This window comes from Tamlana carrageenivorans, assembly GCF_002893765.1.
In the GTDB taxonomy this organism is placed as follows: domain Bacteria; phylum Bacteroidota; class Bacteroidia; order Flavobacteriales; family Flavobacteriaceae; genus Pseudotamlana; species Pseudotamlana carrageenivorans.
The window spans coordinates 3,890,795-3,906,833 of sequence record NZ_CP025938.1; the positions used below are offsets into that span (position 1 = coordinate 3,890,795).

Below are 16,039 nucleotides of genomic sequence, written 5' to 3' on the forward strand. Positions count from 1 at the left end.
AATCCCATTGCTTAAAATGTTACGTTTAAACCAACGGTATATGAACGACTTCTTGGGAATGAAGAGTCATCTACACCTGGTGTTAATCCATTACCTCTCGAATTTACTTCTGGATCGTATCCACTATATTTTGTCCATAGCTTTAAATTTCTTCCAGTGGCATACACTCTAAACTGAGACATTCCTATTTTTGAAATTAATTTTGAAGGTAAGTTATACCCTAAAGTTAAGTTGTTTAACCTTATAAAAGATCCATCTTCAATAGCCCATGAATGTACTACAGCACCAGCACCACCATGACTTGCGTGTGACCACATATCTTTATTAGGATTCATTTGTGCTAATTGATCTAAATCTGTCACAACACCACCTGGCGTTCCTGTGTACTGCCCATCCACATCAATATATGTAAACCTGTGATCGGTACTCATCCCTTCTAATAAGTTACCATTGGTAACTCTTCTAAATTGATTGAACTGAATTTTTCCTGTGTTATAAACATCATTTCCATATTGATAATTGAAAAATATAGAGAAATCGAATGCTTTATAACGTGCGTTTAAACCAAATCCTCCTTGAAAATCTGGTAAAGCATTACCAATAACTTGTCTGTCGTCAGCATCAATAACACCATCACCAGCATCGGCAATACCGTCCCCGTCTGTATCTACGGTATTTAAGTCTTTTAATTTAAGGAAACCTGGTCTTAAGTTTCTATTCCCCACAACAGGACCAGAATCTACGACACCATTATTTAACACATAAGCTTTAGAGGCATCATCGTAGCTTGAAAAATCGTCTACAGTATACATCCCATCGGTAACATATCCATAAATATCTCCTACTTTACCACCTACTTGTAAATAATAATCGTTGATATTATTTAAATCTGTACTCGCCCAATTTGAACGTTCAAACCGTTCGGTAGTTCCATCTAAAGCATCAATTTTAAAAGTGTTTTTACCAATATTAAAATTGGTAGACAAACTAAAATCTGTATTATCTACAATAAACCCAGTAGCTCCAAATTCAATACCTTTATTGGAAGTAGAACCAATGTTATCCCACTGCGTAGTAAATCCTGTATTATTTGGGATGGCAGACTGAATCAATAAATCGGTTGTTTTATTAGAATATAAATCGACACTACCGTTTAAGCGTCTGTTAAAAAATAAGAAATCAAGACCCAAGTTATTGGTTGCTGTAGTTTCCCATACAAGGTCTGGGTTATATAATGAATTACTATCGGGTGTGTAATAAACATTATCAAAATTCCCAAAACCTGGACCTCTATTGGTTGTTGCTCCAAATAAAAACTGCGTGGCTGTTGCAGGGACTCTATCGTTACCCGTTTCACCATAAGTTAGTCTAAGCTTAAGTTCGTTAACAAAATTGGCATTAGACATAAAACCTTCTTCATGAATTTTCCACGCAAATGCTAAAGCAGGGAAAATACCTAGTCTGTTTTTTTCAGAAAATCTACTAGACTCATCTGCTCTAAATGTAAGTGTAAAAATATATTTATTTATAAGCTGAAAATCCAATCTTCCAAAAACCGATTTTCTATTAGAATTTGTAAAATCTTCCGTTTCTTTTCTGTCTACTCTACCAAAGGCCATATTAGCGAATAATTCCTCAGGTGTAATAGAAGCTCTAAAATCTTCCGATCTAGTAAAGTCACGCTTACCACCGCTTGATGATATTTCTTGGCCTAATAAAAAGTCTAATACATAATCATCATCATGCCAAGATTTTTTATAATTTAAAGTATTTAACCATCGGTATGAAAACTCTTCCCTGTTGTCCTTTTGACCAATTGGCAAACTCCCTCCGTTATTGAAAGACTCTCCTGTTAAAGGCCCATAAAATCTTAATTCCTCTCTAAATTCTTTCTCAGTTGAAAAGGTTGTTTTAAATTCCAGTCCATCAACAATATTCCAAGCTAACCCAGCATTTAAAACGTATGAATTATAGGTACGCTTTCTCCAGTCTTGTTCAACAAGCTCTCTTGGATCCACTAGACTTAAAAGAAATTGTTGATAATCATTATCCGCGCTAGGGTTATTTAAGTCAACATCTATATCATCAGCTATACCATTAACAGGTCTCGTTTGAACGGCATCCTTTATTTTTAACTGAGCCCTTGTTGATGTACCAGCACCATTAATTTCTGTATTTGTAATTCTGGTACCTACATCTAACTTTAATTTATCGGTGATTTTTTGATTTAATTTAAAGTTAATTGCTGTTCTGGCAAAACCAGAACCAACCAAAAGACCTTCATCATCGTTATGAGACACACTTAAACGCATGCTTGTTAGTTCTGTACCCCCACTCACACTCAAATTATGATATTGAGATAATCTTGAACCTCCAAATAACTCCTCTTGCCAATCGGTAGGGGTTTTACTTTTATAAATATCAATATCTTCATAATTACCAAAATAACGTTCATGACTTCTAATAGCTGTCTCACCACGTAGGGCTTGATATTCGTAATTAGCTAAAACAAATTCATAAGGAGATAACACCTCGTATCGTCTATCTTCTGGTAAGGTATTAAATTGAAAGTAATTATTATAAGCAACAGATACTTTACCCAGCTTTGGACTTTTTGTGGTAATAACAATAACTCCATTTGATGCTCGAGCCCCATAAACGGCGGTAGCTGCAGCGTCTTTGAGTACATCAAGGGTTTCAATATCACTTGCTGGAATATCATTTATTGTGCTTACAATAAATCCATCGACAACATAAAGCGGTGAATTATCTTGAGTGATCGAACCACCTCCTCTAACACGTATTTGGATATCTGCTCCTGGTTCTCCATCGGCAGATGTCACGTTAACTCCAGGGAGTCGCCCTGTAATAGCTTCTGCTGCTGTGGCTACCGGAATTTTTTCAATTTCACTACCAGAAATACTAGCTACGGCACCAGTCATGTTCTCCCTTTTTACTTTTCCGTAACCATAATCAACAATAACAACCTCATCGAGTTGGTTCTCATCCACTTCAAGGATGATTTGAATAACTGTTTGATCGCCTACAACAACATCTTGGGACTTATACCCCATATAGCTAATTTGTAAAACTGGGTTTGGTGTAGATATATTAAGGGTATAATTACCATCAAAATCTGACACTGTACCATTTTTAGTACCTTTAACAATAATGGAAGCACCTGGTAGCGGGTCTCCAAAATCACTAGACGTTATTGTACCTGAAATTGTTTGTCCAAAACTTGAACTTGTACTTAAAAAAAGTAGCATTGCAAAAGCACTTAAAACAACTTTTTGCAAAGCCTTTCCTTCCATTTTCCTCACTTTAAGGAGGAATAATAAATAATTAGAATAAAAATAGTTTACCATAAATATTGGTTTTAGTTTAGTTTAATCAATAATTTGGCTAGAATTATCTATGACTTTAAAACCCACTTATTAACAATGCATCAAAATGTTTTATACAATTTTATTGATTCAACATTATTAACTGCTTTGTCTTAACAAATGCATAATATTATCACTTGGTCAAATTTATCTTAATAAAATGTTAAGCACTTTTAAATTTTAATCGATTGCTTTCAAATTTTTAACGTTTACAGAGTTTTAAAGGGTTTAGAGCAACTGTTTCACAAAATGATTGCTGATTTTTTTAATAAATCGTTCAATTTTAAGAACCAAAAAGTGAACGATTTATAAATTTTACTTGTAATTTTTAGAGATTTCAAATTGAATTTACACAAACAGGTTGCATTATATTCAGATTGAAGGGATCTTATGAATCTGATTATAAAGGTTACATTTTGAAAAAAGAGAAGTCTTTTTGACTTTTAGAAGACAAAAGAATTATATCACTTGGATGTAATACTATGAATTGATATTAAAAAGATTTACACTTACAAGGAATATGAAAATCTTAAAATATATTAAGATTCTCGTAAGTTGTTTCGATGTCCGAAATGACAAATAGTTATTAATTCGTTGTCCAACTAATTAACATTTCTATTTTTTACGTAATCTGAAGGAGACTCGTTATAGACCTCCTTAAAACATGTGCTAAAATAACCAGCTGCATTAAACCCAACTTTATATGCTACATCTGCAATATCTGTTTCTCCAGCATCCAAAAATTGTTTGGCTCTTTTTAAACGCATATCCCTAACAAACTCAACTGGGGTCATACCCGTAAGACTTTTAAATTTCTTGTTAAAAGTAGGGCGCCTCATTTTAATGGTTTTTGCAATAATATTAATATTAAAACTAGGGTCGCTAAGTCCCTCTTCTACTATGGATATAATATCTTTCAGAAATTTTTCATCTTTAGTCGTGATAATAATTTCACTAGGCTCTAGGGCTATTTTTTTAATGTTACCCTGTAAGGTTTGAAAAAATTTCTTTCGGCTACTGATTAAGTTTTCAATAGAAGCTTTTAAAAATTCGGTATCAAATGGTTTAGTAATGTAATAATCGGCACCATAATTTAAACCTTCTATTTTACTTTCTACTGAAGACTTTGCTGTTAGCAAAATAACAGGAACATGACTAGTTTCTGTGGTATTCTTTAGTGCTTCCAAAAATTGAATACCATCCATCACTGGCATCATAACATCACTAATAATTAAATCTGGCACTTTTTTAATGGCTAGGTCTAAGCCTTCCTTGCCATGGGATGCACTTACAACTCGATAAAATCGCCTAAGCTGACTCCTTAAAAAAGCTCTTAGTTCATCATTATCTTCAACAATTAACACTAAAGGCGCATGGGTCATATTCTCTACATCTGAAGTTTCAATTTCAGAAGTTAATGATTTCTCTATTTTAGGTGTTTTAGGTTTAGGGATTACGATATTAGGTTTTTCATCAAAATTAAATATTTTATTATTTAAATCTATTTCAATATGGACCGTCAAACCTCCATGTTCGTTATTTGTTGCATAAATTTCACCTTGATGAAGCTGTATATATTCCTTACATAGAGCCAAACCTATTCCTGTGCCTTCAATATGTCTTTGGTTCATTTCAGTTTCATAGTACAATTTAAAGATGTCTTGTAGCTTATTTTCTTCAACACCGACACCTTCATCGATAACCCGTATTTTTAAGATATTGTGATTGTCCTTATCCAAATTAATGATAATGGTGCTATTATGAGGTGAAAACTTGATGGCATTAGATAACAAATTATAAATTACTATATCAATTTTTTTCTTATCCAAATGCACACATAATGCATCAAAATTAGAATCAATTTTAACTCTAATTTGTTTTTCGCTCCCTGTTTGAGCAAATAAAGAAGCTAATTCATTTAAAAATGAAATCATCTCCATTTCTTCCACATGCAACACTTCCTTTCCGCTTTGTACTTTCCTAAAATCGAGTAATTGATTTACAAAACGTACTAATCGATTGGTATTTTTTCTAACGGTCTCGATATAATCATTCCCAACCGAACTTAACTTTTCGTATTTAGCAATTTCCTCAATAGGGTTTACTATTAAAGTTAGTGGTGTTCTTAACTCATGCGAAATATTAGTAAAAAAACTCAATTTTAATTCAGTCATTTTTTGTTCTACCACCACTTTGTTACGAAGTCTAATCATTGAATAAGCAATCCTTCTTGCTATTTCGATCAAAATCAAAATCAAAATTAGATATAAAAAATAAGCAAAATTAGATTTCCAAAACGGAGGAGAAATTGTAAATGCAAGTGATTTACTAGGCATGTTAGAATACAAATCATCATTCATACATTTCACTTCAAAAGTAAAATCACCAGGCGGTAAATTGGTAAACGTTGCTTTTCTCTGATTGCTTACGTTTTGCCATTCATCGTTAAACCCTTTCAATCTGTATGCGTAAATTTGTTTGTTATTAGAACGATAATCTAAAACCGTATAATTTATTCCTATCGTACTGTGCTTATAATCGAACAATAAATTATCTTCATAATTAATATTCTTCTTAAGAGGGAAATCATCTGAACTAATCGTAGCGTTTTTGTTGTTAATTTCTAAGTTAGTGAAAACCATTTTCACATCAATTTCATTGTCTTCAACATCTTTTGGGTTAAATGTTATATAACCTTTTATACAACCGAAAATTAAATTTCCATTTGGTAACATGGCATTGGTAGATTCTGAGAATCCAGTATCCACCAATCCATCGTTAGAATCGTAATTTTTAAATTTCTGATTAATTAAGTTGAATTTAGACAAGCCATTTTCAGTAGCTAACCATAAATTTTTCTCTTTATCTTCAATCATACTTAGGATGAAATCGCTTGGCAACCCATCATACTTAGTATAAGTTTTAAATTTTAATCGTCCACTTTCCTTTTGCGAAACCAAACTTAAACCACCTCCTGCGGCCGAAACCCACATTTTATTTTCTGAATCTTTATACAAAAAAAGTACATCGTTACTCCCCAAACTAAATCCATCATCTGACTTCTTTACATATTTTGAAAATTCAATATTCTGATGGTCTGTAGTATTGGGATCAAAAGTTAACAACCCATTAGTAGTGGCTACCCAAATTTTATCATCATACCCTGTTAACAAATACCTTACCCGTCCAGATGCTGTAATGGGATAATTTTTAAAATTATTTATAAATCGTACACCTTCTTCACTTTGCTCAATAAGAGTAATTCCACCTCCAAAAGTACCAATCCAAATTCGTCCTTGGGCATCTTCTAAAATGGAATAAATAAGATTACTATTTAGACTATTGGCATTACTATCATTACTTTTAAAATGAATTAATTCATATTTAGATTTTTCATTATTTATAGGCACCGCCTTATACAATCCATCACCTTTAGAACCTAGCCATATATTACTTTGACTATCTTCTAGCATGGTATATATTAATCCGATATCATCCTCTGGCCAATTTACAAACAGGTCTTTAAGATTAACCTTTTTTTTACCACTAAAAACATGAAGTTTTCTAGCTTTAGAAGCAATCCATACGCGTTTCTGGGAATCGGTTAAAAGGGCTCTAATCTCATTCTCGGATTTGTTCTTAGTTTCCGGAATTACGAGTTGTTGCTCAAAGCTTCCCTTCTGAAAAATAATTTTATTAATACTTCTATCCTTAGTACTAAGCCATAACCCTCCACAGGTATTATCCAAATACATACAAGATACAATATTTGAAAATTTTTGATTGGGATCACCTGGTTTATTATAAAAGTATTCGAAAGCACTCTTTTCCTGGTCATAGTAGCCAAACCCTCCACCTTTTAACCTAACCCAAACCCTACCAAATAAATCTTCTAATACTGAGTAAGTTTGTTCAATTAATAAAAAAGATGCATCATTTTGTTGTGAAAAAAAACTAAACTTAAAACTTTTTGGATCTACCATAAAAACCCCATGCTTATGTGGTTCTACCCAAATTAATCCCTCTTTATCTTCAAAAATACTATGGAGTGCTTTTTCAGATAGCTTAAGTCTACCTCCTATTTTTTCGGTTATTATGTTATAAGTAAGGAACTCACCTCCTGCTGTTGTTAGATATAGTATATCGGGTGAAATTTTAGAAACTTCAATAGCATTAATTATGCTGTTAGTAAGCTGGGTAGTTTGAGACACCATGGTTCTTTTATCCCATTTAACTAAATGTCCTTCACCTGTACCAAACCAGATTGCTTCTTCCGTCTCTGCAAAACTGCGTACATTTTGACCGTTTATGATATTCGCTGAACTAAATTTATAAGGTTCTGATTTCGTTAAAACATCTAGGCCTTTACGAGAGCCAACCCAAACCGAATCCTTTTTATACTCATATACAAAATTTATATAATTTGACGAAATGGCGTTGCCATTTATAGAATCTTTACTATAATGAGATATCTGTATGCTAGATTCTGTATTTTCTTCTGCTAAAAAAAGCCCCCTATTTTCTGAAATCAGCCAGACATTGCCACTTTTTGTTGGAACTATTCTATCAAAAGTTATTTTATTTGTTCCTATGATTTCTGCAATAGATAAGAATTTCTCTTTACTTTTTTCAAATCTATAAATTTGTTCATCATAGGCTATAAGCCACAAATTACCAGATGAATCTTCCTCCAACATATCAATGCGGTTGTTTCCTAAGGTACTGCCATCCCCTGGTTTCGCTTTATAGGTCACAAAATTAGTCCCGTCAAATCGGTTTATACCATCCCAAGTAGCAAACCACATAAAACCATCTTTACTTTTCATAATATCCCTAATTCCATTATGAGAAAGACCATCTTCTGTGGTATATTTTTCTATTTTACATTTAATTTGTCCATTTATAAAGCTAATTCTAATTAATAAAAAAAGACAAATAATAATTCTCTGATAAAGCATTGTGATTTCTTTTGAAAATATGAAGCCTTTTGAAAAGTTATTAATTTCGCTGTAAATTAAGTCACACTTACCTAAACTTACAAAAATCATGGGTGCTTTGCACTATGCCAGTAGACTTCATGTAACACAGAACAGAACTCTTCAAATACCGCATTTATTTTGGTTATTCAAAATTAGTTAGGGTTTATTTTGGTTCTAAATCAATAGCGTCCAAAACGCTTAAAAAGGGAAAGGGATTTTGTATCTCAAAATATTATTTTTGAGTTGCACAACAAAAAACAACCTTTCTCCATGACAAATATAACATTGTTCTCTCAGATAATCTCCAAATTAGACCGTTCTAGTTTTTCTAAACTTGTAAAAGCCAAGGGAACAGATAAACATCAAAAAGGATTTAATAGTTGGACACATTTAGTCTCCATGTTGTTTTGTCAATTTGCAAAAAGTCAATCCGTCCGAGATATAAGTAATGGACTTCGCTCTGCCACAGGAAACCTTAATCATTTAGGCATACAGAAAGCACCTTCTAAATCAACGATAAGCTATCAAAACAAACATCGAGACTGGACGCTTTATCGAGATTACTACTATGTTCTTTTAAAAAGTTTTGGACAGCACCCTCACTTAAAACGTGTTAAATTCAAAATTAAATCCAAGATATTTCTATTAGATTCTACAACGATAAGTCTATGTTTAAGTCTCTTTGATTGGGCAAAATACAAAACCCACAAAGGAGCTGTAAAAATGCACACCTTGCTTGATTATGATGGTAATTTACCGCACTATGTAAATATTAGCGATGGTAAAACAGCAGATAATAAAGGAGCTTACGATATTCCTTTGATTAGCCGTTCGGTTATTGTCGCAGATCGATTTTATAATGATTTTTCGTTACTTAACGTTTGGGACAGCAACCAAGTGTTTTTTGTAATTAGGCACAAAGAAAACATCCAATTTAAGAGTATTAAAGAAAAAGAATTGCCAGAAAATAGACATCATCATGTTTTAAAAGATGAAATCATTGAGCTAACAGGGGCTAAATCAAAAACAAAATACCCAAAGAAGCTACGTAGAATAGCTGTATGGGACGATAAAAATAACCAGGAAATAGAACTTATTACCAACCAAATGTCTTGGACAGCAAACACAATTAGCCAACTCTACAAAGCTAGATGGGATATTGAGATATTCTTTAGAGACATCAAACAACAGCTACATATTAAATCGTTTATAGGAACTTCTGAAAATGCCGTAATGATACAAATATGGACGGCTCTTATTACTATACTCATCCTAAAAGCCTTAAAAGCAAATCCAAAATATAATTGGTACTTGTCCAATTTAGTAGCTTTTATAAGACTTAACCTTTTTGTCAAAGTGGATTTGCAAAAATGGATTGATAGCCCTTTTAACGAGCAGCCTCCCCCCAAACAAAATTATACACAAGGGGTTCTTTTTTGAAAAAGATAAAAAACATGGCTTATTACCAGTAAAATCGTTGACTTTTGATTAGATCAAAAATGTTTAGGACAGGATTGGTTCTAAATATAGAAATTAACAATTTAAACACATCGGATCAGTCCTAAAAGTTGGGGACTAGGCATAAATTTGTGCTAATCTAAAGAGGAAGAATTCCTTATTTCTCACACCTCTAAGTTGTTGTCTAAAGGCTTTGATCTTTGCATTAAAAGATTCAGCCGCCGCATTGGTACTTCTGTTGTCAAAATAGTTTAATATTCCCCTGTAATTTAGGGAGATTGTGTTCATAACAACTCTAAAGCTTTTAAAGCCACTATTTTCAATTTGATTGTACCAAAGTGCCAATTTAGTCATTGCTATATTTTTGTCTGTACAAGTATTATAAATTACTCTTAGCTGGTTTGACAAGTCATAAGCTTCCTTTATCATAGGGTATTGCTTGAATAAAATTCCTGCCCTTTCCTTTTGGGAACTAGTCCATTTGTCAGGACTTTTGAATAGAAGATACCTACTTCGTGCTAGCAGTTGTTTGCGCGTATCCCCGTTACTAAATACTTCTGCTCGATACTGGTAGTTATTATTTTTAGCTGTCTTTATAGCCTCATTTTCTAGTTCTAGAGCTTGCCAGCGGTATTTTACTCTAATGTCTTGTACAGCATCAGAAGCTAGTTGTTGTACATGAAAGCGATCAATGACTTGCACGGCTCTTGGGAAGCTCTTCTTTGCAATTAGTTTCATGCTACCGGCCATATCTAAGGTTATTTCTTCTACCAACCTCCGCTTGCCTTCAGGTATCTTTTTAAGACATTTAATAACCTCTTCAGCCTTAGTTCCTGAAATAATAGCTACAATAGAACCTGCTCTACCTTTGGCTTTTTTATTGGTTACTACGGTGTATAACTCTCCTTGTGAAAGTGCTATTTCATCTATAGATAATCGTTTGCCAATATTTTGAGGGTAGACTAACCATTTGGAGGATTGCTTAAGGTATTCCCAATCTTTAAATTCACTTAAATAATCTCGATATTGGCGCTGTAGCTTTTTACCATCTAAACCATACAAATTAGCTATAGTTTGCGTGCTAGTATTGTTATTATCAATTAATTTCTTTTAAAAAAGCGGCAAACTCGATGGTCATACGAGTGCCTTTTGCTACATTATTCCAGTCTCTTTGCAGGGTTTCTTTTGTGTCTACATCACGCCATCTGCGGCGCTTTAAATGCAGATAAACTAGTTTCCCTCTAAGTGGAAAATCCTCGATAATTATTTCTTTATGAAAACCTTTAGATTCTACTTTACGTGTTTTAAAACTATTTGGGACAATGTTCTTCTCTTCGAAATACAACCGAAGTTTATCTTCTGTTGAAGAACTACTTTTAAAACTAAAATGAGCTACCAGAAAATCAGGTAGTAATAAGGATAATAAATCTTTAGAAATTTCCACGGAATTTAATTTTTTCCAAAGATAAAATTATTTTTACTCCCCAACTTTTGTGCTTGATCCCTTTTGTGCTTGACCCAACACATCTTAACTTTTTTTCGCTTAATAAAAGTTAATGCATTATATGATAAAAATGAAGTGAAGAAATAAAAAAATCTTGAAACTAAAGCTGTTCAAGATTTGAGTATTGGGTACAAAAAAAGGCAAGCTACCTACATCACACCGCTACGACCATTTACCTTTGCTTCGTTCCCGACCTGGAGGATTCAACAGGAGCTGGTTGTGTAGGACTTGCCGAGTGCAAATATACAACCTTTTAAAAATATCACAATGATTTTTTAAACTGATTTTAAATAAATATCTTGCCTTAAATTACATAATTACAATGACAAGACTTAAGCAATTCATAATCATAATTTTAACAACCACTTTAATCGCTTGTGGATCTAATGGAAATCCTAAAAAAAGTGATTTTTCTATCATCACCAATGCTCTAAAAGGTAATATATCGAATCAAAAAACGCTAAAATTAGATTTAGAAAACAAAAAAGGTCACACTATAGACTCGGTTTCTTATAAACTAGATGGTATTTCTGTTCCTGAAAGTTTCAGCTTAGAAGACAAAAAATTAGGCAAACATACCATTGAAGCCACCGTATATTTTAATGGTGAAAAACAAACAACAACTTCGGTAGTTACTATTTTAAATCATGAGTTGCCTAAGGTTTACACCTATAAAATAATTAATGAGTATCCTCATGATATCACCTCTTACACCCAAGGTTTAGAGTTCTATAATGACACGCTTTACGAAAGCACCGGTCAATATGAAGAATCGAAACTTAGAAAAGTAGATTATAAAACTGGTGAAGTTATAAAAAACACCGATTTAGATCCCGCCTATTTTGGTGAAGGTCTTACCATTTTAAATGATAAAATTTATCAGCTTACCTGGCAAAAAGGCACTGGTTTCGTGTATGATGTGAATACTTTTGAAAAATTAAGCACTTTTAAATACGGAAACAGTAAAGAAGGATGGGGTTTATGCCATGTGGATCAAACTATTTATAAAAGTGATGGTTCTGAAAACATTTGGATTCTAGATCCTGAAACCCTTGTGGAAGAAGATCATATACAAGTTTACACCAACAAAGGAAAAATTATAGGCATCAATGAAATGGAATGGATTGAAGGCAACATTTACGCAAATCGATACCAAAAAGATGGCGTGGCTATAATAAACCCAAAAAATGGTGCTGTTATTGCGGTGGTAGATTTCACCCCACTAAAAAACCTAGTAACCCAACATGAAGGCTTAGATGTATTAAACGGGATTGCTTATAACCCTAAAAGTAAAACCATTTTTGTGACAGGAAAACGCTGGGATAAACTCTTTGAAATTGAAATTGTGAAGGAATAAGATACCTTTTAGGGAGTTTTTTCGTCATTTCATAAAATAATTAGGGTTTACAGAACGATATCTTTTATATTTGTTTTAATACATTAAACCCACTTTTATGGATAATTTAGATGCCGCAAGACTGCAAATGGCATTTACCCTCATTTTTCACATTGTATTTGCTTGTGTTGGTATGGTTATGCCTTTTTTTATGATTGTAGCCCATAAAAAATGGTTAAATACCAAGGATGTCATCTACTTAAAACTTACCAAGTCTTGGCAAAAAGGTGTTGCTATTTTCTTTGTAGTTGGTGCTGTTTCTGGAACGGCTCTATCCTTTGAATTGGGCTTACTCTGGCCAGAATTTATGAAACATGCCGGCCCCATAATTGGGATGCCTTTTTCATTAGAAGGTGCAGCTTTTTTTGTTGAAGCCATAGCCTTAGGCTTTTATTTATATGGTTGGGACAAAATTCCTGAAAAATTTCATTGGTTTACAGGGGTTATCGTGGGGGTATCGGGTGTTGCTTCGGGGATTCTTGTTGTTTCGGCTAATGGCTGGATGAATGCCCCTTCAGGCTTTGATTATATAAACGGCGAATTTGTGAATATCGATCCAGTTCAAGCCCTACTCAATCCTGCCTGGTTTACTCAAGCTTTACACATGACTTTAGCCGCATTCACTGCTACGGGATTTGCCGTTGCAGGCATTCATGCTTATCAAATTTATAAGCGACGCCATGTGGAGTTACATAAAAAAGCTTTTAAAATAGCCATTACCTTTGGCGCTGTAGCTGCTATTTTACAACCTATTAGTGGCGATTTATCGGCCAAAGATATCGCAAAACGCCAACCTGTAAAATTGGCTGCCATGGAAGCACATTATGAAACTCAAAAAGGAGCACCTCTGTATATTGGTGGTATTGTAAATACAGAAACTCGAGAGGTTACACATAAAATAGAAATCCCGAAAGCCTTATCATTTTTAGCTTTTGGCGATTTTGATGCCGAAGTAAAAGGATTAAACGATTTTCCTATAGATGTGCAACCCAATGTACCTATTGTTCATTATGCTTTTCAAACTATGGTAGGTTTAGGAACTTTACTTTTAATTTTCGGACTCGTTTTTTTTGTAAGCCTTGTTAAAAAATCATGGTGGACAAACCGAAAATTCTGGTTAATCTTCACGCTTTTAGTACCTTTAGGCTTCATAGCCTTAGAGGCAGGTTGGATAGTAACTGAAGTGGGTAGACAACCGTGGATTATTCACAACATCATGAAAACTAAAGATGCCGTAACACCCATGCCGGGTATGATATATAGCTTTTACATGTATGTGGGGTTATATAGCATCTTAACACTTGCTGTAACCTGGCTAATGATGCGTCAAATTAAATCACTTAACTACCCAAACCTGTATTAAAATGTTAAACGTTGTTCTGTTTTTTTTAATGGTGTCGTTATTACTCTACGTGATATTAGCTGGAGCAGATTTTGGTGCTGGTATTGTTGAATTATTTTCTACTAAAAAAAATCAACAACTCACCAAAAAAACCATTTATCGCGTGATGGGTCCTGTTTGGGAAGCCAACCATATTTGGATTATTATTTTAGTCGTTATACTATGGGTAGGATTCCCCGAATTTTACAATGTTTTGGTGGTGTATTTACACATTCCTCTTACTTTAGTGTTACTAGGAATTACCATGAGAGGCGTCGCTTTTGTTTTTAGACATTATGATGCTTTTAAAGATAAATCTCAAATTTTATACGATTGGATGTTTCGTTTTTCTAGTTTGGTGACACCTATTTTTTTAGGAATGACCGCCGGATCTATGTTATCGGGACAACTCGTAATTACAGATGATTATGCTAACTATAGTTTTATAGACCTCTTTGTACAGCCTTGGTTTAACGGTTTCTCCATTTTAGTTGGTGTCTTTTTTGCATCCCTATGTGCCTTTTTAGCTTCCATTTTACTCATTGGAGAATCGCATGCTAACGACCGTAAGGTGTATGTTACTAAATCTGAAAAAGCCACCGCAGCCGTTGTTGGTATCGGTTTTATTGTTATCTGTTATGGGTTTTATCACAACATCACTTTTGTAACCGATTTTATTAAAAACCCATTAACGGTAGGATTAGTTATTCTTTCTTTTATCTTAATTTTTCCATTAATAATAAGCATCAAAAAAGCTAAAAAAGTAACCACAAGACTGTTAGCAGGTATACAAGTTACTTTAATTTTAGTCGCTGCGTTTGTAACGCATTTCCCTGTGCTTATTATAGCCTATAACAAAAACATTAACTTATTAGAAACCGCTTCACCAGAAAAAGTAATTAACGTGCTTGGTATCTCTTTAATTATTGGCGGCTTGATAATTCTTCCTGGTTTATTTCACTTAATGAAGTCTTTTAAAATGATTAAAGTTTTAGACGATTAATAGGACTTATAATTGATTAATGAATAATTATAATTGATTATTAACTTAGCTAAACTCAAGAAATGTCATCCTGAGCCTGTTGAAGGATTAGCAATATTAGAAGTTAAATATAAGATTTGGGAAGTGAAAAGTTTAAACTTTAAAATTACGTCAAACGATTAACATTAATCGAATTTCACAAGTTTCATAAAGATGTACAACATGTGGTTTACAACCTGCTACAATTTATGATTAACTACCAATCTACCTTTTTTGGGTTCAAGATCTCGACAGAACTCTGCCCTGCCTAATGCCACGAAATATCACTCTGAACCTTTCGCAAGACTAGTAATAACAGAAGTTAAATATTAGATATGGGAAGTGAAAAGTTTAAGGTTTAAAAGTTACATCTAACTATTAACATTATCCAGACACGAGTTACACACATTTAGCATAAAGCTTACCGCCTATAGCAAATAGCTAATCACCCCTTCAAAACCTTCAGATTCTGCATGCTGAAGCGCTGTTTTTCCTTCGTGATCCCGAAGTGTTTTATCGGCGCCTTTATCTAATAGAAATTTTACCATGTTTGCCTTATCATACATCGAAGCAAAAATTAGAGGGGTAACACCATGATTATTTTTTTCATTAATATCTGCGCCATGATTTAACAAATACTTGGCCACCTCTTGGTTATCTTTAAAAGCGACACCTATTAAAGCAGTGTTTCCCATGGCATCGCGGGCATCAACTGGAGCTTTTTTATCGATTAAGGCTTTTGCCAAATCATTCTTATCAAAATACGATGCTAAAATTAAAGGAGTAAACCCTCGGGCGTCGGTAGTATGAATTAATTCAGGTTGATCTTCTATAAAAGCCTTCACCGCTTCAAGATTTCCTGATTGAATTTTACTAAAAAATGTTTCTACGTTTTCCATGAGAATAGATATTTA

At 33.5% G+C, this 16,039-nt stretch carries 9 protein-coding genes and 1 other RNA gene; 4 read left to right on the forward strand and 6 right to left on the reverse strand.

Annotated features, from left to right (window positions below):
• Window positions 1–11 precede the first annotated feature (11 nt).
• A complete protein-coding gene (locus C1A40_RS17075) occupies window positions 12–3,368 on the reverse strand; it encodes a SusC/RagA family TonB-linked outer membrane protein (protein WP_241910445.1) in 3,357 nt (1,118 codons plus the stop codon).
• A gap of 620 nt (window positions 3,369–3,988) precedes the next feature.
• The gene (locus C1A40_RS17080) at window positions 3,989–8,344 is read right to left on the reverse strand and encodes a hybrid sensor histidine kinase/response regulator transcription factor (protein ID WP_158651404.1); all 4,356 of its coding nucleotides are present in this window, start codon (window positions 8,342–8,344) and stop codon (window positions 3,989–3,991) included.
• Window positions 8,345–8,635: 291 nt separating this feature from the next.
• Here C1A40_RS17080 and C1A40_RS17085 point away from each other — a divergent pair, with 291 nt between their 5' ends.
• Window positions 8,636–9,805, forward strand: a complete 1,170-nt coding sequence (locus C1A40_RS17085; protein ID WP_102994761.1) for an IS4 family transposase — start codon at window positions 8,636–8,638, stop codon at window positions 9,803–9,805.
• Between the two features lie 135 nt (window positions 9,806–9,940).
• On the opposite strand, the gene C1A40_RS17090 is transcribed toward C1A40_RS17085, so the two are convergent.
• From C1A40_RS17090 to ffs, 3 genes are all read right to left on the reverse strand, one after another.
• The gene (locus tag C1A40_RS17090) at window positions 9,941–10,885 is read right to left on the reverse strand and encodes an ISAon1 family transposase (RefSeq protein WP_479685327.1); all 945 of its coding nucleotides are present in this window, start codon (window positions 10,883–10,885) and stop codon (window positions 9,941–9,943) included.
• Between the two features lie 34 nt (window positions 10,886–10,919).
• A complete protein-coding gene (locus C1A40_RS17095; RefSeq protein ID WP_102996949.1) occupies window positions 10,920–11,267 on the reverse strand; it encodes an ISAon1 family transposase N-terminal region protein in 348 nt (115 codons plus the stop codon).
• Window positions 11,268–11,462: 195 nt separating this feature from the next.
• Window positions 11,463–11,561: signal recognition particle sRNA small type (gene ffs, locus C1A40_RS17100), an RNA gene on the reverse strand.
• A gap of 88 nt (window positions 11,562–11,649) precedes the next feature.
• Here ffs and C1A40_RS17105 point away from each other — a divergent pair.
• From C1A40_RS17105 to C1A40_RS17115, 3 genes are all read left to right on the forward strand, one after another.
• A complete protein-coding gene (locus tag C1A40_RS17105; protein WP_102996950.1) occupies window positions 11,650–12,684 on the forward strand; it encodes a glutaminyl-peptide cyclotransferase in 1,035 nt (344 codons plus the stop codon).
• Between the two features lie 97 nt (window positions 12,685–12,781).
• On the forward strand, window positions 12,782–14,086 hold the full coding sequence (locus C1A40_RS17110; RefSeq protein WP_102996951.1) for a cytochrome ubiquinol oxidase subunit I: 1,305 nt from the start codon (window positions 12,782–12,784) through the stop codon (window positions 14,084–14,086).
• Between the two features lies 1 nt (window position 14,087).
• A complete protein-coding gene (locus C1A40_RS17115; RefSeq protein ID WP_102996952.1) occupies window positions 14,088–15,107 on the forward strand; it encodes a cytochrome d ubiquinol oxidase subunit II in 1,020 nt (339 codons plus the stop codon).
• Between the two features lie 446 nt (window positions 15,108–15,553).
• Here C1A40_RS17115 and C1A40_RS17120 read toward each other — a convergent pair whose 3' ends face one another.
• On the reverse strand, window positions 15,554–16,024 hold the full coding sequence (locus C1A40_RS17120; RefSeq protein WP_102996953.1) for an ankyrin repeat domain-containing protein: 471 nt from the start codon (window positions 16,022–16,024) through the stop codon (window positions 15,554–15,556).
• Window positions 16,025–16,039: the final 15 nt, after the last annotated feature.

What these genes read in the sequence shown, in the direction of transcription:
- C1A40_RS17075 (WP_241910445.1), bottom strand. Translation starts at nt 3,368, where the DNA reads ATGGTAAACTATTTTTATTCTAATTATTTATTATTCCTCCTTAAAGTG.
- C1A40_RS17080 (WP_158651404.1), bottom strand. Translation starts at nt 8,344, where the DNA reads ATGCTTTATCAGAGAATTATTATTTGTCTTTTTTTATTAATTAGAATT.
- C1A40_RS17085 (WP_102994761.1), top strand. Translation starts at nt 8,636, where the DNA reads ATGACAAATATAACATTGTTCTCTCAGATAATCTCCAAATTAGACCGT.
- C1A40_RS17105 (WP_102996950.1), top strand. Translation starts at nt 11,650, where the DNA reads ATGACAAGACTTAAGCAATTCATAATCATAATTTTAACAACCACTTTA.
- C1A40_RS17110 (WP_102996951.1), top strand. Translation starts at nt 12,782, where the DNA reads ATGGATAATTTAGATGCCGCAAGACTGCAAATGGCATTTACCCTCATT.
- C1A40_RS17115 (WP_102996952.1), top strand. Translation starts at nt 14,088, where the DNA reads ATGTTAAACGTTGTTCTGTTTTTTTTAATGGTGTCGTTATTACTCTAC.
- C1A40_RS17120 (WP_102996953.1), bottom strand. Translation starts at nt 16,024, where the DNA reads ATGGAAAACGTAGAAACATTTTTTAGTAAAATTCAATCAGGAAATCTT.